The organism is Paraburkholderia fungorum, assembly GCF_900099835.1.
Lineage (GTDB): Bacteria > Pseudomonadota > Gammaproteobacteria > Burkholderiales > Burkholderiaceae > Paraburkholderia > Paraburkholderia fungorum_A.
Genome location: NZ_FNKP01000001.1, coordinates 1,131,697 through 1,151,724, shown reverse-complemented (window position 1 = coordinate 1,151,724; position 20,028 = coordinate 1,131,697). Strand labels below are relative to the sequence as shown.

Below are 20,028 nucleotides of genomic sequence, written 5' to 3'. Positions count from 1 at the left end.
GGTGAGGTGGAAGCTGAGGTGGAAGCAGGTTTTCATCAGAAGGCAATGCCCAGCGTCAGGTACGGCCGTACGCTCCTGTTGCGGATCCCGTAAGCGATATCGACATTGACCGGGCCGACCGGGCTGCGCCAGCGCGCCCCCAGGCCGACGCCCGGGTAGAAGACTTTTTCGCCCCAGGTGTCGGTGGCGGTGCCGATATCGAAGAACGCGGCCGCGCCCCAGTCGTGCGAGAACCAGTGCTGGTATTCGGCTGCGCCCGTGACGAGGTACTTGGTGGGCAGAATCGAGCCGTCGACGTTGTTACCGATGCTCTGGAAGCCGTAGCCGCGCACCGAGTTCGAGCCGCCCGCGCGGAACAGCAACGACGCCGGTACGCCGCTCGACGGGCCGCTCGTGAACACGCCGCCGAATTCGGCGCGGATCACCACGATGTCGTCCTTGCCGATCGGCAGATACTGCTGGCCGCGCGCGTAGCCGCGAATGAAGGTCTGGTCGGTCAGCACGCCCTTGATCGCGAAACCCGCCTCGGCGTGGATCAGGTTGCCCCGGCGCGGGAACAGCGGATCGTCGGTGTCGCGCCGGGTCCACGACCACGACGGCACCAGCGCGCGGCTCGTGGTCGGCGCAATCGCGTTCTGATCGAGCCGGTCCTGGTAGTACAGCAGCGAGTAGCTGTAATCGAGAAATTGCGACGTGCGTGAGCGCTGCACGCCGCCGCGAATGCTGTAAATGCGCGTATCGGAGACGTCCGTCGTCGTGTACGACGCCAGCACGCTATTGGTCCACGCGCGCGGCCCCGGCGGCATGGAAAGCTGAATTTGCCCGTATTGCTGGGTCTGATCGGCGCGGCCTTCGACCGTGAACGGCCACGCCTTGCCGAACGTATTCAGATACGAATAGGCGCCCTGCACCAGTGGACCGTTGTCGGTCGAATAACCGACCCCGCCGCGAATACTGTTGTACGGAAACTCGGAGACTTTCACGTGAACCGGTGTGTCGAGCGGTTTGGTTGGGTCGTTGTCGAGATCAATCGCGACGCTCGCGAAGTACGGCGTGTTCTGCAACTGGCGCTGCAATTCGGCCACCCGCCGCGTGTCGTAGACATCGCCGGGCGAAATCGGATTGACGTTGTGCACGATGAACTCGGGGTAACGCCGCGTACCGGATACGTCGAGCTTGCCCATCGTGAAGGTCGGGCCGCTTTCGTAGGTGACCGAGAGCTTCGCCTCGTGCGTGCGCGGATCGACCAGCGCCTCGGAGTGATAGATCTTCGCGGCCAGATAGCGGCGCGACTGCAGGGTTCTGAGCGCCGCGTTTTTCGCGTCGTCCCAGTCGCCTTGTGAGAACGGATCGCCTTCGTGCAGCGAAAACGCCGCGCGCGTAGCGTTTTCCTGCTCGGGATCTTCGGTGATGACCGCGCCGCGAAACGACACCGACACCGACGTGACCACGGTTTGCGGTCCGGGCTCGACACTTACCGTCACGCGCCTCGTGTCGTCGACGGTTTGCACGTCGGTGCGCACGATCGGCGAAAAATAACCCTGCGTGGCGGCGAGGTCGCGCACCTGCTGCGGGGTGGCGGTAATCAGGAAGGAAAACTGGTCGTCGCTGATGTTGGGCCGTTTGGCGAACCGCGCGATGTCCAGATGCGCTTCGAGCAGCTTGCGCAGCGAGCGCGGCGTGGCGACCACGTCGACCTTGTAGCTGGGAGTCGTGCGGGCCGCGCGAGCGGCGTGGGCGCTGTGGCCGGACAACATCAGCATGAGCATGGCGAAGGCGAACCACGCGCGCAGCCAGCGCCGGACAGGCGTTGCACGCCCGCGCTCCGGCCCGGCCTGGCTGGGCCGCCTACGCGGCCTGTCGATCGCACCTACCGCCAAACAGGACCTCCAGTGATAGTTGAAGAATGCTTACGAACGCCTGTCCCGCGCCGCTCGGCGGCGGGCGAGGCATGCTATTTGACCACATCGGCGGGGGCCGCGAGATCTCAAAACTGACCGCTGCCGGCGTTTTTCGACCGCGCGCGGCGCATGCGGTAAAATTCAGGATTAACGGTGCCGCGCTTCGGCTTTCCGCCGGGCAGCCGCCATCTCACCCACCACGGACGTCGAGCCATGTATCAATCGGACATCACCCAGTTCCTGAACCAGCTCAAGCAACAGAAACCGAATCTTGAAGCCGAGCAACGCCGCGGCCGCGCGCTGCTGTGGGACAAACAGCCGATCGATCTGGACGAACGCGCCGAGCAGAAAGCCTCGCGCGTGGAACAGACGCCTTACTCGTACTACCAGAACTTCTGACTCGCGTGAGTCACGCCGACGAGGCACACGGCCCGGCGCCGGCCCCCGCCGACGCTGCGCTGGCCGCGCCCACCACCGATTCGACGCCCGACATCGTCGACGGCATTGCGTTCGCACGCCTGTATGGCGAACCGCTGTTCAAGCTGCCGACCGACCTGTACATCCCGCCCGACGCACTCGAAGTTTTTCTCGAAACGTTTGAAGGACCGCTGGATCTGCTGCTGTACCTGATCCGCAAGCAGAACTTCAACGTGCTCGACATTCCGATGGCGGACGTCACGGTGCAGTACCTCGGTTACGTCGACCAGTTGCGCCAGACCAATCTCGAACTCGCGTCCGAATATCTGCTGATGGCCGCGATGCTGATCGAAATCAAGTCGCGCATGCTGCTGCCGGTCAGGAAGGCGGACAGCGGCGAAGAAGCCGAAGATCCGCGTGCGGAACTGGTGCGCCGCCTGCTCGAATACGAGCAGATGAAGCTCGCCGCGCAGCGTATCGACCAGTTGCCGCAACTCGGCCGCGATTTTCTGCGCGCCGAGGTCTATATCGAGCAGAGCATCACGCCGCGCTTTCCCGACGTGGACAGCGAAGACCTGCGCGCGGCGTGGGCCGACGTGATCAAGCGCGCGAAGCTGGTCCAGCATCACAAGATTTCGCGTGAAGAACTGTCGGTGCGCGAGCATATGAGTTCGATCCTGCGGCAGTTGCAGAACGCGCGCTTCATCGAATTCTCCGACCTGTTCGACACGACCCGTGGCGTGCCGGTCGTCGTGGTGAATTTCATCGCCGTGCTCGAGTTGTGCCGCGAGTCGCTGGTCGAAATCACCCAGGCAGAGCCGTTCGCGCCCATCTATGTGCGCCTTGCGTATTTGCCGGCCTGAAGCGGTTCGTTGTATGAAAAGGCAGGGCGGCGTCGCCTTCGCGTCGCCTTTGTCCTATTTACGCGTCCGTTTGTGCCTCGTTCCGGTGCGTCCTGCACACAAATCCACTACAATCCCGCGCTTCGAACCCGTCATTACCAGTGAGGCGGCGGCCCGCATCATGCGCCGGCCCCTGCGCCAACCGAGTCGCGCGCCGCGCGAGGGAATCCCTGTCCAATCATGAAAGTCATCAGCTCAATCCATGAATTGCGCGACCAGTTGCGCGGTCAGAATCGCACGGCCTTCGTGCCGACCATGGGCAACCTGCACGAGGGCCATCTGTCGCTGATGCGCCTCGCGCGTCAGCACGGCGATCCGGTGGTCGCGAGCATCTTCGTCAACCGTCTGCAATTCGGACCGAACGAGGATTTCGACAAATATCCGCGCACGATGGAAGCCGATATCGACAAGCTCCAGAAGGAAGGCGTCTACGTGCTGTTCGCGCCGACCGAGAAGGATCTGTACCCGGAGCCGCAGGAGTACCGCGTGCATCCGCCGCACGATCTGGGCGACATCCTCGAAGGCGAATTCCGGCCCGGGTTCTTCCAGGGCGTGTGTACGGTCGTGATGAAGCTGATGTCGTGCGTGCAGCCGCGCGTCGCGGTGTTCGGCAAGAAGGATTACCAGCAATTGATGATCGTGCGCCGCATGTGCCACCAGTTCGCGCTGCCGACCGACATCATCGCCGCCGAAACCGTGCGTGACGCAGACGGCCTCGCGCTCAGCTCGCGCAACCGCTATCTGCAGGCCGCAGAGCGCGCCGAAGCGCCGGTGCTGGCGGCCGAACTGAATCGCGTGCGCGAAGCGGTGCTCGGCGGTGAACGCGATTTCGCAAAAATCGAACAGGCGGCCATGGCCGCGCTGGCCGCGCGCGGCTGGCAGCCCGACTACATCGCGGTGCGCAAGCGCTCGAATCTGCTGGCGCCGGGCGCGCAGGACACGAACGCGGAACTGGTCGTGCTGGCCGCCGCGAAGCTCGGCGCGACGCGTCTGATCGACAACCTCGAAATCTGAAGTCGTCCCATCACGCGGACATCGCAAAAAATAGAAGCTACACAGGATTTGGTCATGCAACGCAACATGCTGAAGTCGAAGATCCACCGCGTCGCGGTCACGCACTGCGAGCTGCACTACGAAGGCTCGTGCGCGATCGACGAAGACTTGCTCGAAGCGGCGAACATCGTCGAAAACGAGCGGATCGACATCTGGAATATCAACAATGGCGAGCGTTTCTCGACCTACGCGATCAAGGGCGAGCGCGGCAGCGGCATGATTTCGCTGAACGGGTCGGCGGCGCGGCGCGCGCAGTTGGGCGACCTGGTGATCATCGCGGCGTTCGCGGTGGTCGACGAAGCCGAACTGAAGGCGGGCTGGAAGCCGGACCTGGTTTTCGTCGACGACAACAACAAGATCAAGGGCAGCCGCGATCACGTGCCGACGCAGAACTGGACCTGAGCGGCAGACGTGGGTTGAGGCCGCGCGGCTTTTGCCCGGCGCGGCCTGCTCGCCAACTGGCTAACTGGCCGGCCGGCCGGCCGGCTGATTGTCATGTTGCAAGGCCCACGCCGTTGGTGTCGAGTAGATGCCTGCTTGGCGAGCCGGTTTCGTTGCGCACATTCTGCAAATTCTGCTCGCGGCCCGGCAAAGAGATCGCCTTACGCGCTCAGCACCGCACTCTTTTCGAGAACGTCTGGTCATTCAATGCGGCGATTGCGCTTGCCGCGCTTCCAATGCCGGGCGGCGTGTTACACCGCACTCCGGTGCAAGCCGAGCGGGCAGGATGCCCGTCCCGCTTCACACGCGCAAAACCCAGCGGTGAACAGCCACCGTCGCGGGCTTGATCGCCCGCTTCCACATCAAGCCTTCTTCGCCCCGCTGCCGTTCGTCCATTCGATGATCGGCTGCCACTGCTCCAGATCCTTCTCCACGCGGCTTTTAGCGACGTCCCACAAGGTCAGCCCGTGGGCGGCCAGTTGCACATAGTTCTGCGTATCGCGCAGGAAACCCAGCACCGGCAACTTCAGACCTTCGACAAAACGATGCAGTTGCTCCGCCGAGCGCGTGCGCGCATCGACGCGCATGCCGACCACGCCGACTTCGATCGCCCCCTTCCTGACCGCCTTTTCCTTCGCCAGCCGCTCGAGAAATTCCTGCGTGGCGAGAATATCGAACATGGACGGCTGCAGCGGCACGATTACCTTGTCGGCCAGATCCAGCGCGATGCCGAGGCGATTGCCGTGCAAGCCGGCCGGGGTGTCGATGACCGCGTGCTCCAGGCCCTTCGGCGGCTTGACCGGCGTGTCCTGGTTGACCTCCCAGTGCTCGATGGCTGGCAGCGTGTCAGGGCGCAACGCCAGCCATGCGTGAGCGGACTGCTGCTTGTCCAGGTCCGCCAGCGCGACCCATTCGCCGGACGCGGCGAAATAGCCGGCCAGATTGGTCGATAGCGTGCTTTTACCCACGCCGCCCTTCGGATTCGCCACCACAATCACCGTCATGAATTCTCCCGGAAAGAAGGCTGGTCGCCGCCAGCCGGTTTGCCGCGCTTATCGCTCAGACTTGTGTCGACGGGTTCAGGTTTCCGCCTGTTTCGTATCCCCAGATGCCGCTTTTCGGATTCGCCCGCCGGTCCAGCCGTTGATAATATCGAAAATGCACCGCGGTCGAAGCCCCCAGATGGCTAATCGGCCGCGCCATCCTGCCGGTTTTCCCAACAAGGACCCGAATCTCATGAGCCAACTGCGCCCGGAATACACGATCGAACGTCTGCACGAACGCCAGCGGGGCAAGCTGCCTGGTCTGCTGGGCGTGCATGTGCTGTCGCTGGAACAAGGCGTTCTGACCGCGGAATTGACGGTGCGCGACGAATTGCTCGCGCCGAACGGTTTTCTGCACGCGGCGACGGTAATCGGTCTCGCGGATACCGCCTGCGGCTATGCATGCCTCGCGCATCTGCCTGAAACGGCTCGCAATTTCACGACCGTCGAGTTGAAGAGCAATTTCCTCGGGACGGCGACGGCGGGCACGATCCGCGCGGTCGCCAAGGGCGTGCATCTGGGACGCAGCACGCAGGTGTGGGACGCGACGGTTACCGATCCGAACGGCAAGACGATGGCGCTGTTTCGCTGCACGCAGATCGTGTTGTATTGATGCGAGGGAGCGCGGCGCGGCAGGCGGTTGATGCGGCGAGCGGAAGTGATTGAAAAAAGCACGCGGCCTGACGGCGCGTGCTTTTTGTTTTTGTTGTTCGGGAATGCGGGGGGCTTCGGCTCCGACTCTGGCTTGGGCCTGGGCCTGGGCTTAAGCCTGAACTTCGGCCCTGGCTTCGCAACATCAGCCCAAACTCCCGGCCCCGGCGACATCCCCCAATCATCACCTCACCATCAAGCCGCCGCCGCGCGCGGCGCATTCACGCTGCTTGCCGCCAGCACTCCGCCGCCCAGCAGCGCCTGCACCACCAGCGTCACGGCCCAGAACGCCGGATATTCCCAGCCGCCGTTCGTCGACGCAAAACCCCAGCCGTTATGCAAATGCGCCGACATTGCTCCGAGCATGAACGGCAGCAGCACCAGCGCCACCCAGCGGACCTGCACGCCCAGCAAAAGCGCGATACCGCCGATCAATTCGACGAACGCCGTCACATAGCCAAGCCATCCCGGCAAACCAAGGGAAACGAAAAACTGCGCCGTACCCGGCAGCGTGAAAACGAAGATCTTTTGCAGACTGTGAGCGAGATAAAGCACGCCCAAGGCGACGCGAAGCAGTGTGGCGGCCAGATCGGCGGAACGGTTCGAGTTCATGACATTTCCTTCTCAAGAGAGAGGACGGCCGGCAATCGACCGTCGATGTCAGAACTCTATTCGAACCATACGGAGTGAAAAACCATCGCCGGCGCTTTGATTGTTTCCTCTCAAGAATCAATCTCCGCAATCACTCAGCTTGATGTCGATCAACCCACCGCCGCAAAAAGCTTCGTCAGATCGAGATGCTCGGCGAGCGTATCCGCGAGCCGATCCAGCGACGCCTCGCGCAACGCCGGATAGTCGATCTTCTCAGCGTCGCTGAGTCCGGCCCACGCCAGCAACGCGGCGCACGCGGCCGGCGTGTCGAACAGGCCGTGCACGTAAGTGGAGAGAATTTGACCATCGGCGGAAATCGCGCCGTCGGGATGCGCACCGTCGAGTTGCAACGCGGGCGCATCAAGCGCCGCGCCCCGAGTCTCGCCCATGTGAATCTCGTAGCCCGCGACCTCCGGCGATCCTGGCAACGCCAGCCGCCCGGTCACGTTCTTCAGCGTCTTTTCTTTCGTGAGCACCGTCGAATAATCGAGCCAGCCGAGTCCCGCCGACGCCCCCGGCGCACCCTCGACCCCATACGGATCGGCCACTTCGCACCCCAGCATCTGCATCCCGCCGCAGATGCCGATCACGCGACCGCCGTAGCGCAAATGCCGTTGTAGCACCGCATCCCAGCCCTGCTCGCGCAGAAACGCCAGATCGCCGCGCACGTTTTTCGACCCCGGCAGGATGATCAGATCAGCCGGAGGCGGCGGCGTGCCACTTCTCACGTAATGAAAATCGACTTGCGGATGCGCGCGCAACGCATCGAAATCCGTGTGATTGCTGATGTGCGGCAGCACCGGCACGACCACCCGCAACATCCGTCCTGCGTCGCCGCTGTGCGCCGCGCGCAACTCGGGCGGCAGCATGTCTTCGGCATCGAGCGTGAGGCCATGCAGATACGGCACAACGCCGATCACCGGTTTGCCGGTTTTCGCTTCAAGCCAGTCGAGGCCAGGCTTCAGCAGACTCACATCGCCGCGAAACCGGTTGATGATGAAGCCGCGCACCCGCGCCTGCTCGCTCGCCGACAGACACGCGAGCGTGCCGGTCAGATGCGCGAACACGCCGCCGCGATCGATGTCGGCGACCAGCACGACCGGGCAGTCGACCGCTTCCGCGAAACCCATGTTGGCGATGTCGCGGTCACGCAGATTGATTTCGGCCGGACTGCCCGCGCCTTCGACAAAGATCGTGTCGTACGCCGCCTGCAGACGCGCATACGACTCCAGCACCGCTTCGAACGCGACGGGTTTGTAGTCGTGATACGCGCGGGCGTCGAGATTCATTCGCGCCTTGCCGTGGATGACCACCTGCGCGCCGCGATCGCTGGTCGGCTTCAGCAGCACCGGATTCAGATCGGTATGCGCGGCGATGCCCGCGGCCACCGCCTGCAACGCCTGGGCGCGGCCGATCTCGCCGCCGTCCACTGTCACTGCGCTGTTCAGCGCCATGTTCTGCGGCTTGAACGGCGCGACCCGCACGCCGGCACGCCGCGCGAGCCGGCACAAACCGGCGACCAGCGTGCTCTTGCCCGCATCGGACGTGGTGCCCTGAATCATCAGCGTGCCGCGCGGCACAGGAGTAGACACGGGGATATCGTCAGACGCGGTCGAAGGGGAATGGGTGGTCACGTGAAGTCAGGTCCGGCGAGGAAAAAACACCCGGCATTATCCCATCGCGCGAGGCCGCTCCGCAGTTCGCACACCACGTACGCCGGTACAATCTCGCGATGACTCCCCGCGACCTCACCTTCGTTCTAGGCGGCGCGCGCTCGGGCAAGAGCGTGCATGCCGAGCAGCTTGCCGCCGCCAGCGCCCTCCCCGTTACGTATATCGCCACGGCGGCCGTCGTCGGCGACGCCGAATTCAGCGCGCGCATCGCGCATCATCGCGAGCGTCGTCCGGCGCACTGGCGCCTGGTCGAAGCGGGCGTCGATCTCGCGGACGCCGTCACGCAAAACGACGCGCCCGGCCAGTGCATCCTGATCGACTGCCTGACGTTGTGGCTCGCCAATGTGCTCTGTCCGCCCGAAGGCGAAACCGCGCCGCTCGATCAATATCACGCGCGGGTCGCCGCGCTCGAAACAGCGCTCGTCGGTGCGCAAGGCAAGGTCATCGTGGTGAGCAACGAAATTGGTCTGGGCGTGGTGCCGATGGGCGCGGCCACGCGTCTTTACGTCGACGAACTCGGGCGGCTCAACCAGCGCATCGCCGCGTTGAGCACCACGGCCACGATGATGGTCGCGGGCCTGCCGCTCACGCTCAAATCAGCAGGCCACGCGTGATGCTGACGCTTCCTCTCGTCGCGACACTCGCGACTCTGGGCGTGGCCGTCGACCGTTGGCTCGGCGAACCGCGTACCGCGCATCCGCTGGTGGGCTTCGGCAACTGGGCGATGCGTCTGGAAAAACGCTACAACACCGGGCGGCGTTTGCGGCTCAAGGGGCTGCTCGCGTGGTCGCTCGCGGTGATGCCGCCAGTGCTGATCGCGTGGTGGCTGGTGAGCGTGCTTCCGTTTTTCGCGGCCTGCGCGCTGCACATCGCGCTGCTCTGGTTCGCGCTCGGCGCACGCAGCCTGCACGATCACATTGCGCCGATCGCGCAGGCATTGAAGCAGCGCGATCTCGACCAGGCGCGTCAGTTGACCGCGCGAATCGTCTCGCGCGATACGACGACTTCCGATGAAGCCGCGTTGTCGCGCGCCGCCGTCGAATCGGCGCTTGAAAACGGTAACGACGCGATTTTCGGTGCGCTGTTCTGGTTCGCCATCGCGGGCGGTCCGGGCGCGCTCGGCTTCCGGCTCGCCAACACGCTCGACGCAATGTGGGGTTATCGCACGCCGCGTTATCTGCGCTTTGGCTGGGCCGCCGCGCGTCTGGACGACGTGCTCAACTGGATCCCCGCGCGTCTGACCGCCGCGAGTTACGCGCTGCTCGGCGACACGCTCACCGCGTTGCGTTGCTGGCGCGAGCAGGCGCCGCGCTGGGATAGTCCGAATGCGGGTCCGGTGATGTCGTCTGGCGCGGGCAGTCTGAATGTGTTGATCGGCGGACCGGCGGTTTATCACGGCGAACTCGAACATCGGCCGACGCTCGGCTTCGGACATCCCGCAAAGGCGAGCCACGTGACCTCCGCCCTGGCGCTGGTTGAGCGCACGGTCATTCTGTGGCTCGCGGTACTGATCGTGCTGGCGCTGCTGAGCGTGCCTTTTCAGGGTTGATCGTATGGTTGATGGAACATCTGATCCGGCAGCGCGCGTGAGCAGCGCGAATACCGAAGCGATCGTTCATGGCGGCAATCTGCATGAGGCCGCTGCGCGTTATGGCATTCCGTACGCACAGTGGCTCGATCTGTCGACGGGGATCAATCCGCACGGCTACCCGGTGCCGCCCGTTCCTGCCGATGCATGGCGTCGTCTACCCGACGACGGTGACGATTTCGCCGCCTGCGCCGCGCGTTACTACGGCGCGCCCGATGCCGCACATGTGTTGCCTGTCGCCGGAAGTCAGGCGGCGATTCGCACGCTGCCGACCTTGTTGCCGCGTTCCCGGGTCGGCATTGCATCGCTCACGTATAGCGAATATGCACCCGCGTTTTCGCGGGCCGGCCACGAAGTTGCGCCACTGGATGTAGCTTGGCACGACTTGCCGGACGCGCTCACGCATGTCGTCATCGTCAATCCGAACAATCCGAGCGCCGCGTATCTGAACGCGGACAAGCTGCTGCACTGGCATGCGCAATTGAGCGCGCGCGGCGGCACGCTGCTGGTCGACGAAGCTTTCGCCGATACGATGCCTGCGGAGTCGCTCGCGGGGCGCACGCATCTCGACGGACTGATCGTGTTGCGCTCGCCGGGGAAATTCTTCGGCCTGGCGGGCGTGCGTGCGGGTTTTGTCCTCGCTGCGCCCGCGTTGCTCGACACGTTGCGCAAGACGCTGGGCGCGTGGACGGTCAGCGGTCCCGCACGTCACGCAGTCAAAGCCGCATTCGCCGATGAAGCCTGGCAAGCGCAAATGCGCACGCACCTGGTCAGCGAAAGCGCGCGACTCGTACGCTCATTGCGCGAGCACGGTTTCAGCACACACAGCACGCCACTTTTTGCATGGACCGACGATGTGCGCGCTGCCGCTTTGCATGAAGCGCTCGCGAGACGCGGGGTATGGACGCGGCTTTTTACATCGACGGGCAGTGTGCGGTTTGGCTTGCCCGCGAGCGAACAGGAATGGATGCGCCTCGAAGAATGTCTGAGCGACGCGGTACGCACGATTGATCGCATGCAAGCGCGTTGATGCGTGATTGCGACTACGCGAATTCCCGATTTGAAAAGCCCGACAACGCGCCGCCCCTCTTCTCGCCTGATGAACCAGCCTAACCGCCTTAGCGCCCCACTCAAACACATTGCCTTCGCCGCGTCGGCGTGCCTCCTCGCGCTGCAAGCTCACGCGGCCATCACCGTCACCGACGACACCGGCGCAACCGTCACACTGCCCGCCGCCGCGCAACGCGTGATCAGCCTCGCGCCGCACGTCACCGAATTGCTGTATGCGGCGGGCGGCGGCGCAAAAATGGTCGGGGCCGTGTCGTACAGCGACTATCCGCCCGAAGCAAAACTGTTGCCGCGTGTCGGCGATAACAAGGCGCTGGACCTCGAACGCATCATCGCGTTGAAGCCCGATCTGATCGTGGTATGGCGGCACGGCAATGCGCAGCGTCAACTGGATCGGCTGCGCGGGTTGCACATTCCGCTGTTCTTCAGCGAGCCGCATCGTCTCGACGACGTCGCCGTTTCGCTGACGAAACTCGGGCAACTGCTCGGCACGTCATCGACAGCAGATGCAGCTGCGACGGCTTATCGGCAGAACATTGCCCGCCTGCGCGCGCAGTACGCGAACCGGCCGCCGGTCAGTGTGTTCTACCAGGTGTGGGATAAACCGTTGATGACGCTCAATGGCGAGCACATGATCAGCGACGTGATCGCGTTATGCGGCGGCCGCAATGTGTTCGCTGCACTTCAACCGCTGGCACCGACGGTATCGACCGAGGCGGTGCTCGCCGCGAATCCGGAAGCGATCGTCACGGCTGCCCAAGGCGCGACCCAGCCGGACACGATGTTGCCGCAACTCGGTACATGGCGCGCATGGCCCGGATTGACCGCCGTGGCGAACAACAACCTCTTCGCTATCGACGGCGATCTGATCAACCGGCCCGCACCGCGCATCGCTCAAGGCGCGCAACAGCTTTGCGATGACCTGGAGATTGCGCGCTCACATAGAAAGCCGGCTCAGTAATTCGGTGAGCCTGACCTTGACGCACCCAAGTCACGCGTTCCATCGCACCAGCGTCCATTGCTGCGTCTCGTCGTCCCTGCGCAACCAGACCATGCTGGCCATATCTAGCGACCAGCGCAGACAACGTTCGAGCGGCACGTCCAGCACGATCGACGCAATCGCCCGCATCACCCCTGCGTGCGTGACCACATAAGCGGGTGACAACTCGCGCGTCTGCGCAAACGCGTCGAGCCACGCCCGAACCCGCGCGACGAACTGCGCGACGCTCTCGCCGCCATGCTCGCGCGCGTGCTCGAAGTTGGACGCCCAGTCGTCGAGCAACGCACGATCGATCTCGTCCCAACGCTGCGTTTCCCAATCGCCGAAATCCATTTCCTTCAGACGATCGTCCTGACTCAGCACGCAGCCGAAGTCGTTCGCGATTTCAACGGCCAGCGCGTAGCAACGCGTGAGCGGACTCGAGATCAGTACGCGTGGCGCAGGCACCTGCAACGTGGCGAGCCGCAACGCAAGCGCGCTCGACGCCACCTTCGCGTCTTCGGCGAGCGCCACGTCGCTATGGCCGTAACACACGCCCGCATCGAGCGCGACGGCGGGATGGCGAATCAGGACGATATCCATGCAAGCCCCACCAGGTAAATGCTCAATTCGAAAATCTGCTGCGCGAAGCCGAGACAGTCGCCGGTATAACCGCCGATGCGTCTGACGAAATAACGGCCCATCAGAAAACGAAGCACCAGCAATACCGCGAACGCCGCTGCCGCGAAGCGCCAGTCCGGCGAGCCCACGCCGTTCGGCCACAGCAGCCACGGCAAACCGAACACCGCCGCGCACAGCATAGCGGGGCCGCTCAAACGCTGCGCCACCGGTTTCGCCTTGCCTTCGGCGCGCACGTAGTCGAGTGTGGCCAGATAGCTGATTGCAACAGTGCGGCTCGCAGCATGCGCGGCAATCATCAGACTTGCCGCGCGCCACGGCGGCAACACCGCGAGCGTCTGCCACTTCAACGCGAGCGCGACGATTAGCGCGATGGCGCCGAAAGCACCGATGCGCGAATCATGCATGATTCGCAACACGTCTTCGCGCGTATAGGCGCCACCGAACGCATCGACACAATCGGCGAGACCGTCTTCGTGAAACGCGCCCGTCACCAGCAGCGACGCGGCCATCGACAGCAGCACCGCGACGGCCGCCGGAAACACATGCAGCGCAGCCAGATAAACCAGCGCGCTCAACCCGCCGATCAATACACCGACAAATGGAAAATAGCGCGCGGCCGCATTCAGATAATGCGGCTCGAAACCGACCCAGCGCGGCACGGGCACTCGCGTGAAATAGCCGAGCGCCGTGAAGAAGTAGCGCAATTCCGCGAGCGGGTTCATAGCAGATTCATGAGCAGGGCAATATCTGTTCGATTCGTTGGATCAACTCACGCGTCGCGATTTTCGACACCGGCCGAATCGAAGCTCGCCATCTCGTTGATGAACGCCGTCGCCGCGCGCAACAGCGGCACCGCGAGCGCCGCGCCGGTACCTTCACCGAGACGCAGATCGAGCGACAACAGCGGCTGCGCGCCTAAATGATCGAGCATGCGGCGGTGTCCCGCCTCGTTCGACGCATGCGCGAACACGCAGTATTCACGCAGGTTCGGCGCAAGCGCATCGGCGACCAGCAACGCGGAAGTCGCGATGAAACCGTCGACCAGAATCGTCATACGCGCTTCGGCGGCAGCGAGGTACGCGCCCGCCATCATCGCGATTTCGAAGCCGCCGAACGTGGCCAGCACCTCCAGCGGATTCGTCACGCTGATGTGGCGCGCGAGCGCCGCCGCCAGCACGTTGCGCTTCTTCGCGAGGCCCGCGTTGTCGAGACCCGTGCCGCGACCGACGCACTCGTCGACCGGCACGTTGCACAAGCGGCTCATCAGACACGCAGCCGCCGACGTATTCGCGATGCCCATCTCGCCGAAACCGATCACGTTGGTGCCGAGCGCCGCGTGGTGCCGTACCCGCTCAGCGCCCGCCTGCATCGCCGCGAGCGCCTGCGCGTCGGTCATCGCGGGTTCGCGCGCGAAGTTGCGCGTGCCGCCCGCAATCGGAATGTCGACAAGTCCGTTCGTCGACGGCAACGGCGTGGCAATGCCCGCGTTGACCACTTCGAGTTCGATTCCTGCGACGCGGCTCAACGCATTGATCGCCGCCCCGCCCGCGAGAAAGTTCGCCGCCATCTGCGCGGTGACTGCTTGCGGATACGGGCTCACGCCTTCGGCAGCAATGCCGTGATCGCCCGCGAAGACGATCATCGCGGGACGCTGCACCGTGGGATGCGTGGTGCGCTGGATCAGGCCCATCTGACGGGCAAGCGCCTCAAGCCGGCCGAGGCTGCCCGGCGGCTTCGTCTTGGTATCGATGATGTGCTGCAACTCGGCGCGCAACGTTTGATCGAGCGGCGGGACTTCGGGCAAACCGGTCGGGCGTGGCAAGGAAGTCATAAGCGTCTTCTGAAGTATGTTTTGGATGAAACGGTTAATTTGCTGCTGTGTCATTAGCGGCATTCGATTCGTGACGAACACGCGGCGCGGGAATCAGCGCCTCGTGCTCACCGTCGCGAATCAGGATCAGCGGATAGCCGAATGCACGGCTGGTCAATTCGGGCGTGAGCACGTCATGCACCGGTCCGGCAAATGCGCGCCCTTCTCCATCGAGCAGCAGCGCATGCGTCGCGAAACGGCGCGCGAGATTCAGATCGTGACACGAAAACATCACGGTACGACGCGGTTCGCGCGCCCAGGCCGTCAGCGCTTCCAGGCAGTCGATCTGATGATGCAGATCGAGATGTGACAGCGGTTCGTCGAGCAGTAACAACGGCGCGTCCTGACATAACACCGCCGCGAGCGCCACCCGTTGACGCTCGCCGCCCGACAATGAAAGCACGTCGCGCGCGGCGAACGCGGCCAACCCCAGCAGATCGAGCGCAGCATGCGCCGCATCGCGATCGGCGTCACGCTCCCAGCCCCAGCCGTTCAGATGCGGGAAGCGGTTCAGTGTGACGATGTCGAGCACGCTCGCGCTGAATGCGTCGGGTGCGCTTTGCGGCATCAATGCGCGCCGCTGCGCGAGCGGCAGCGGCTGCCAGTCGCGCAAACGTATGCCGTCCAGTTCGACCTGTCCCGCCGACGCCTGCCGCAAACCCGCGAGCGTCGACAACAACGTCGTCTTGCCCGCGCCGTTCGGTCCCGCGACACACCAGATTTCGCCGGGATAAAACGTGTGCGTGAACGCGTCGAGCAAGATACGCGAACCGGCGCGCAAGGTCACGCCTTGCGCGCTGAGCGCGTGTTGCTGAGAGTTATCGCGAGCTTGCATCATCGGCGCCTGCGCAGCAGCATCCACAGAAAAATGGGTACACCGATGATCGACGTAATCACGCCGACCGGCAATTGCGCGGGCGCGATCACCGTGCGCGCGATCAGGTCCGCGCCCATCACCGCGACGCCGCCGCCGAGCGCGGCGGCCGGTAACAACATGCGCTGATCGTTGCCGAACGCGAGTCGCAGCATATGCGGCACCACGAGTCCGACGAAGCCGATGGTGCCCGCGGTCGTCACTGCTGCAGCAGCCGCGAGCGACGCCACCAGATACACGCGCAAACGCAGCGGCATCACCGCGACGCCGAGCGCTTGCGCGGCGGCATCGCCACGCAACAGAACATTCAGACGCGGCGCGACCGGCACGATGACCAGCAGCGCGACGACCAGCGCCACGAGCGCGGTCCACGGCATCGCGCCGCCGTTGAGGTCGCCGGTCAGCCAGAACAGCATGCCGCGCAGACGGCTGTCGGGTGCGAGGTTGAGCAGCAGCGTGATCAGCGCGCCCCACCCAGCCGCGATCACCGCGCCTGTCAGCAGCAAACGCGGCGACGTGTCTTGCGGTTCGCCGCGCCACAACTCGCGGCGAGCGAGACCGAGCACCAGCAAAATCGACACGAACGCGCCAGCGAATGCACCGGCGTCAACGATCCACCACGCGCAACCGGCGATCATCGCGAGCAGCGCAAAGGTCGCCGCGCCGCCCGATACGCCCAATATGTACGGCTCGGCCAACGGGTTGCGCAACAGCACCTGCAACAACGCGCCCGCCAATGCGAGCAATGCGCCGCACGCAAAACCGGCCAGCGCGCGCGGCAAACGCAGCGTGCGGACGATCTCGCCAGCAAGGTCGCCCGACTCGACCGGCGACGCCGTGAACGCATGCGACGGCAGCAACGCCGACAACACGCGTCCCGGTGCGAGCGACACGCTGCCCAATGCGAGCGACGCGAGCAGCACCGCCAGCGCGACGCAGGCGAGCGCGAGCCAGATCGCGGCCGCGCGCCTCGCGCTCATCACGCGCACGGCAGCGGGCATCGAAACCGGAGGACGATTCATCCGCGTGATCTCAACGCAGCGCGCGCGTCACTGCTGCTGCCAACCGATCGTGACATACGCACCGCGTCGCGGCGAGTTATACGAGTAGGCCGTTTCATAGTCCTTGTTCAACAGATTGTCGATTTGCGCGGTGACGTACCACGCTTTCGTGATGTTGTAGCGCGCCGACAGATTGACGATGCCATAGCCGCCCAGATCGCCGCTGCTGTCGCTACGCGCGCCGCTCACGATCCATTCGCCGCCCACGCGCCACCCTGCAATGCTGCGATTCACCGCCAGCGAGCCGAAGCGCCGCGCGCGCCGCACGAGGTCGACATCGTTGTCGAGGTCGACGGGATTTTGCAGCGTCAACGAGGCACGCACGTCCGTCTTGCCGACATGTCCGCTCCACGAGCCTTCGAGCCCCTGCACCTTCGCACGGCCGACATTCTCGGCCAGATAGATGCCGGGCGACACTTCGGGATAGTCGATCAGATTCGAATAGCGGGTCTGGAATGCGCTCAGGCGCATCACGCCAAGCGCATTCGATGCGTACTGCAACGCGGCTTCGATCGAATGACTGCGCTCCGGTTTGATCGACGGATTGCCGCTGTACGGATAGTACAGATCGTCGAAACTCGGGGCGCGGAACGAATCCGAATAGCTTGCGGTTGCCTTCCAGTTCCCGGTGATGTCGAAACCGTAGCCGAGATAGTAACTGTTCGCTCCGCCGAAATCGGAATACTGGTCGTGCCGTACGTTCGCCTGAATCTGGTTGCGCCCGAAGCGTCCCGTATAGCCGACGAAACCCGAATCGACGTGACGGTCGGGCGCGGCAAAGGTGTCCGATTCGAGCGTCTGATCGAGATGTTCGTAGCCGACCTGAAGTTTCTGTTGAGCGGCCAATGCAAAATCGTTCTGCCACGTGTACTGACGATTGTCGGTGTCGAAGCGGCCGTTATAGATGCCGTTGGTGTTCGACACACTGCGGTCGTCGCCTTCAGACACGATGAAATGCGTGGTCCACCAGTCGGTCAGCTTGCCGTTCGCGAAGACCGACGCCTGGCGCACCTTGCTGTACAGATTGTTCAGATCGGTCGGCTCGCCGTACGCGTTGTCGTAACTGTTGTTGCCGTTCGACTGGAAGAACGTGACGCCCGCGTCCCATTGGTCGTTGAACTTGTGACGCAACGAAGCCGAGATGCTCTCGTTCAGATAGCCGTTCGCATTCGGATTCGCGCCCGGCGCCTGGGCGGGGTTGAGCGACGAAAAGCCGTCGTCTTTCGAGCGCGCGAGCGAGATGCTGAAGGTCGTGTTGCCGTCTTTGTCGAGTGCGCCGTTCACGCCCATCTGCTGGGTCTGCGTGTGATAGCTGCCGTAGCCCACCGAAAAATTGAAGCGCGGCGGATGATCGCCGCCGTCTTTCGTGAACACCTGCACCACCCCGCCGATCGCACCCGAGCCGTATAACGCGGACACGTTGCCGTTCACGACTTCGACGCGGTCGATCTGATCGAGCGGGATCTGCGAGATTTGCGCCGAACCGAGACTCACGGAATCCACCCGCACGCCGTCGATCAGCAACAGCGATTGCGTCGACGACGCGCCGCGCAAGAACAGGCTCGCCGTCGAACCAGGGCCACCTGTCCGCGAGATTTGCGCACCCGGCGCGAGTTGCAACAGACCGGGCAAGTCGGTGGCGGTGGTGTCGGCGAGATCCTGCTGATCGAATAACGTGGTCTGCGGAATCGTGTCCGCGAGCGGTTGCGGCGTGCGCCCCGCGGTCACGACGACGGGCGACAATAGCGTGGACGAATCATCTGCAGCGGACACATCGCCCGATGACGATGATGACGACGCCGATTCAGACGTAGCAGCGGCAGCAGAATCTGCAGCATCCGAAGCGGACGTGGACGAAGATGGCGATGCAGCACTCTGCGCATGCACGACGAGCGGCAGGCTCGCAAACGCGAGCAGCACCGCGCGAGCGATGGGGGACAACATGGGATGGCATTCCTGTGGATAGCGTGCGCGGCCCGCTTCCCCGCAGGCCGATGCGTAACGAGGCACCCCCGTATTTAACATTTTCGCGGGGGACGTGCCTCTCCCTCTGGCCGGTATCCGGGCTGGCGACACATCGATCCCACCTTCCCACGCGTAACGCGCAGTGGCACACTCACATGTTGAGCTTCAAACACGCGATCAGGATCGACCTGCATGACGAATGCGGTCGCTTACCGTTGCGGGGGCAGCGCAGGTTAGCGCGTTCCGGTTCACGGAACATGCGCCCTGCTTCCCGTTTAACTGCGCACTGTTGAAAAGCGCGCGGGCACCAGAGTGCGGCAAGTTTAGGAGCGGCCTCGAAGTGCGTCAAGAACGGTTGCACCATCGCAAGCCGTTCTGTTAAATGCAGAATATTGTCCGACCGGCGAGGTGTTTTTCATCATAAGGTCGATAAAAGCCTGCATAAAGCAATGTTGTTACGTCTCGAAACGAGACAATTGTCGGAACCTGCGATATTCCGCGCTAAAATGCAATGTCTTTAGAGGACGCAGCACATGCTCACCGAACTCGAATCACTTTCACAGAATATCGGCAAGCTGATCGCGATCAGCCAACGCCACAATGAAGCGCGAATCGCGCTCGAAGATCAGCTCGCCCAATCACGCGCCGAAGCAGAAGCTACGCGCACGGAACTTGCACTGTTGCGCGAAGAGCGCGACGCATTGCAGGCCGAACGCGATGCGCTGTCCGCGAAAATCGACGACGCTCAGGTGCGCCTGAATGCAATTCTCGAGAAACTGCCGCGGGCCCGCGCGAACAGCGAGCCGGATAACCAGCTCGATCTGCTCGAGCCTGCTCAGCACGCTGTCGAAGCGGAGAGCGAAGTGACCCGCCACGGAGAAAATGCATGACCACCAAGCAGATCGAAGTATCGATTCTCGACGTGCCCTATCGCCTCGCGTGCTCGCCGGAAACGGAAGGCGCACTGCTTGAAGCGGTTGCTCGCGTCGACGCCGAAATGTCGAAGATCCGCAATAACAGCAACGTGCGCGGCACGGATCGCATTGCCGTCATGGCTGCGCTGTCGCTGGCATCGGAACTGCTTAGGCTCCAATCGAGCGTTAGACACGGAGAAGCATTTCCTGCAGAGGAAATCCGGCGTACAATGCATCAAATGAACGAACAACTGGGTACTGTGATTCAGCAGTACAACATGCAGTAAGTAGCAGTCGGTCCTGAGATCCACTGCGGATTCAAACGAAGGTGAGTC

The 20,028-nt window shown here is 63.6% G+C and carries 21 protein-coding genes and 1 riboswitch; of the genes, 11 read left to right on the top strand and 10 right to left on the bottom strand.

The features are described 5' to 3' along the window. Positions 1 to 35 precede the first annotated feature (35 nt). Positions 36 to 1,880 carry an autotransporter assembly complex protein TamA gene (locus BLS41_RS05135; protein ID WP_074763313.1) on the bottom strand — a complete coding sequence of 615 codons (1,845 nt, stop codon included), beginning with the start codon at positions 1,878 to 1,880 and terminating at the stop codon, positions 36 to 38. A gap of 234 nt (positions 1,881 to 2,114) precedes the next feature. On the opposite strand from BLS41_RS05135, the gene BLS41_RS05130 reads away from it, so the two are divergent. The 4 genes from BLS41_RS05130 to panD all read left to right on the top strand — a co-directional run bounded on the left by BLS41_RS05130 (position 2,115) and on the right by panD (position 4,675). Continuing rightward, positions 2,115 to 2,300, top strand: coding sequence for a DUF3460 family protein (locus BLS41_RS05130; protein WP_074763312.1), 186 nt, complete (start codon positions 2,115 to 2,117; stop codon positions 2,298 to 2,300). A gap of 5 nt (positions 2,301 to 2,305) precedes the next feature. Continuing rightward, on the top strand, positions 2,306 to 3,181 hold the full coding sequence (locus tag BLS41_RS05125) for a segregation and condensation protein A (protein WP_074763311.1): 876 nt from the start codon (positions 2,306 to 2,308) through the stop codon (positions 3,179 to 3,181). A gap of 219 nt (positions 3,182 to 3,400) precedes the next feature. Next, positions 3,401 to 4,234, top strand: coding sequence for a pantoate--beta-alanine ligase (gene panC, locus BLS41_RS05120; protein ID WP_074763310.1), 834 nt, complete (start codon positions 3,401 to 3,403; stop codon positions 4,232 to 4,234). Positions 4,235 to 4,288: 54 nt separating this feature from the next. Continuing rightward, positions 4,289 to 4,675, top strand: coding sequence for an aspartate 1-decarboxylase (gene panD, locus BLS41_RS05115; protein ID WP_012432059.1), 387 nt, complete (start codon positions 4,289 to 4,291; stop codon positions 4,673 to 4,675). Between the two features lie 401 nt (positions 4,676 to 5,076). On the opposite strand, the gene BLS41_RS05110 is transcribed toward panD, so the two are convergent. Continuing rightward, complete coding sequence (locus tag BLS41_RS05110; protein ID WP_074763309.1) at positions 5,077 to 5,718, bottom strand: ParA family protein; 642 nt, start codon at positions 5,716 to 5,718, stop codon at positions 5,077 to 5,079. A gap of 232 nt (positions 5,719 to 5,950) precedes the next feature. Between BLS41_RS05110 and BLS41_RS05105 the strand changes: the two genes are divergently transcribed. Then, positions 5,951 to 6,370, top strand: a complete 420-nt coding sequence (locus tag BLS41_RS05105; RefSeq protein ID WP_074766293.1) for a PaaI family thioesterase — start codon at positions 5,951 to 5,953, stop codon at positions 6,368 to 6,370. A gap of 233 nt (positions 6,371 to 6,603) precedes the next feature. Here the strand turns inward: BLS41_RS05105 and BLS41_RS05100 are convergent, their stop codons facing one another. Together BLS41_RS05100 and BLS41_RS05095 are read right to left on the bottom strand one after the other, a co-directional pair. Beyond that, positions 6,604 to 7,020 (bottom strand): DoxX family protein, encoded by a 417-nt coding sequence (locus tag BLS41_RS05100; RefSeq protein WP_074763308.1) that lies wholly within the window; start codon positions 7,018 to 7,020, stop codon positions 6,604 to 6,606. 149 nt (positions 7,021 to 7,169) lie between these two features. After that, positions 7,170 to 8,621 carry a cobyric acid synthase gene (locus tag BLS41_RS05095; RefSeq protein ID WP_253189662.1) on the bottom strand — a complete coding sequence of 484 codons (1,452 nt, stop codon included), beginning with the start codon at positions 8,619 to 8,621 and terminating at the stop codon, positions 7,170 to 7,172. Between the two features lie 170 nt (positions 8,622 to 8,791). Between BLS41_RS05095 and cobU the strand changes: the two genes are divergently transcribed. The 4 genes from cobU (at position 8,792) to BLS41_RS05075 (ending at position 12,349) form a co-directional block, all read left to right on the top strand. Beyond that, entirely contained in the window at positions 8,792 to 9,346 is a 555-nt protein-coding gene (gene cobU / locus BLS41_RS05090; RefSeq protein ID WP_074763306.1) for a bifunctional adenosylcobinamide kinase/adenosylcobinamide-phosphate guanylyltransferase, read from the top strand. Then, positions 9,346 to 10,281, top strand: coding sequence for an adenosylcobinamide-phosphate synthase CbiB (gene cbiB, locus BLS41_RS05085; RefSeq protein WP_074763305.1), 936 nt, complete (start codon positions 9,346 to 9,348; stop codon positions 10,279 to 10,281). The genes cobU and cbiB overlap by 1 nt, the downstream gene beginning before the upstream one ends. Positions 10,282 to 10,285: 4 nt before the next feature. Then, complete coding sequence (gene cobD, locus BLS41_RS05080) at positions 10,286 to 11,350, top strand: threonine-phosphate decarboxylase CobD (protein ID WP_074763304.1); 1,065 nt, start codon at positions 10,286 to 10,288, stop codon at positions 11,348 to 11,350. Positions 11,351 to 11,419: 69 nt separating this feature from the next. Beyond that, positions 11,420 to 12,349, top strand: coding sequence for a cobalamin-binding protein (locus BLS41_RS05075; RefSeq protein WP_074763303.1), 930 nt, complete (start codon positions 11,420 to 11,422; stop codon positions 12,347 to 12,349). Between the two features lie 30 nt (positions 12,350 to 12,379). Here BLS41_RS05075 and cobC read toward each other — a convergent pair whose 3' ends face one another. From cobC to BLS41_RS05045, 6 genes are read right to left on the bottom strand one after another with little or no spacing between them, the layout of a single operon-like run. Further along, positions 12,380 to 12,970, bottom strand: a complete 591-nt coding sequence (gene cobC, locus BLS41_RS05070; RefSeq protein ID WP_074763302.1) for an alpha-ribazole phosphatase — start codon at positions 12,968 to 12,970, stop codon at positions 12,380 to 12,382. Continuing rightward, on the bottom strand, positions 12,955 to 13,731 hold the full coding sequence (locus tag BLS41_RS05065) for an adenosylcobinamide-GDP ribazoletransferase (RefSeq protein ID WP_074763301.1): 777 nt from the start codon (positions 13,729 to 13,731) through the stop codon (positions 12,955 to 12,957). Before BLS41_RS05065 ends, cobC begins: the two co-directional genes overlap by 16 nt. Before the next feature lie 47 nt (positions 13,732 to 13,778). Then, positions 13,779 to 14,840 carry a nicotinate-nucleotide--dimethylbenzimidazole phosphoribosyltransferase gene (gene cobT, locus BLS41_RS05060; protein ID WP_074763300.1) on the bottom strand — a complete coding sequence of 354 codons (1,062 nt, stop codon included), beginning with the start codon at positions 14,838 to 14,840 and terminating at the stop codon, positions 13,779 to 13,781. Between the two features lie 34 nt (positions 14,841 to 14,874). Further along, positions 14,875 to 15,714: an ABC transporter ATP-binding protein gene (locus tag BLS41_RS05055; RefSeq protein ID WP_436971974.1), complete on the bottom strand. Its 840-nt coding sequence runs from the start codon at positions 15,712 to 15,714 to the stop codon at positions 14,875 to 14,877. Further along, entirely contained in the window at positions 15,714 to 16,775 is a 1,062-nt protein-coding gene (locus BLS41_RS05050; protein WP_074763299.1) for a FecCD family ABC transporter permease, read from the bottom strand. Before BLS41_RS05050 ends, BLS41_RS05055 begins: the two co-directional genes overlap by 1 nt. Positions 16,776 to 16,802: 27 nt before the next feature. Next, a complete protein-coding gene (locus BLS41_RS05045; protein ID WP_074763298.1) occupies positions 16,803 to 18,758 on the bottom strand; it encodes a TonB-dependent receptor domain-containing protein in 1,956 nt (651 codons plus the stop codon). Between the two features lie 91 nt (positions 18,759 to 18,849). After that, positions 18,850 to 19,106, bottom strand: a riboswitch (cobalamin riboswitch). Positions 19,107 to 19,312: 206 nt separating this feature from the next. On the opposite strand from BLS41_RS05045, the gene BLS41_RS05040 reads away from it, so the two are divergent. After that, positions 19,313 to 19,669 carry an ATPase gene (locus BLS41_RS05040; RefSeq protein WP_074763297.1) on the top strand — a complete coding sequence of 119 codons (357 nt, stop codon included), beginning with the start codon at positions 19,313 to 19,315 and terminating at the stop codon, positions 19,667 to 19,669. Continuing rightward, entirely contained in the window at positions 19,666 to 19,980 is a 315-nt protein-coding gene (locus BLS41_RS05035) for a cell division protein ZapA (RefSeq protein ID WP_074763296.1), read from the top strand. The genes BLS41_RS05040 and BLS41_RS05035 overlap by 4 nt, the downstream gene beginning before the upstream one ends. The last annotated feature ends 48 nt before the right edge of the window (positions 19,981 to 20,028 follow it).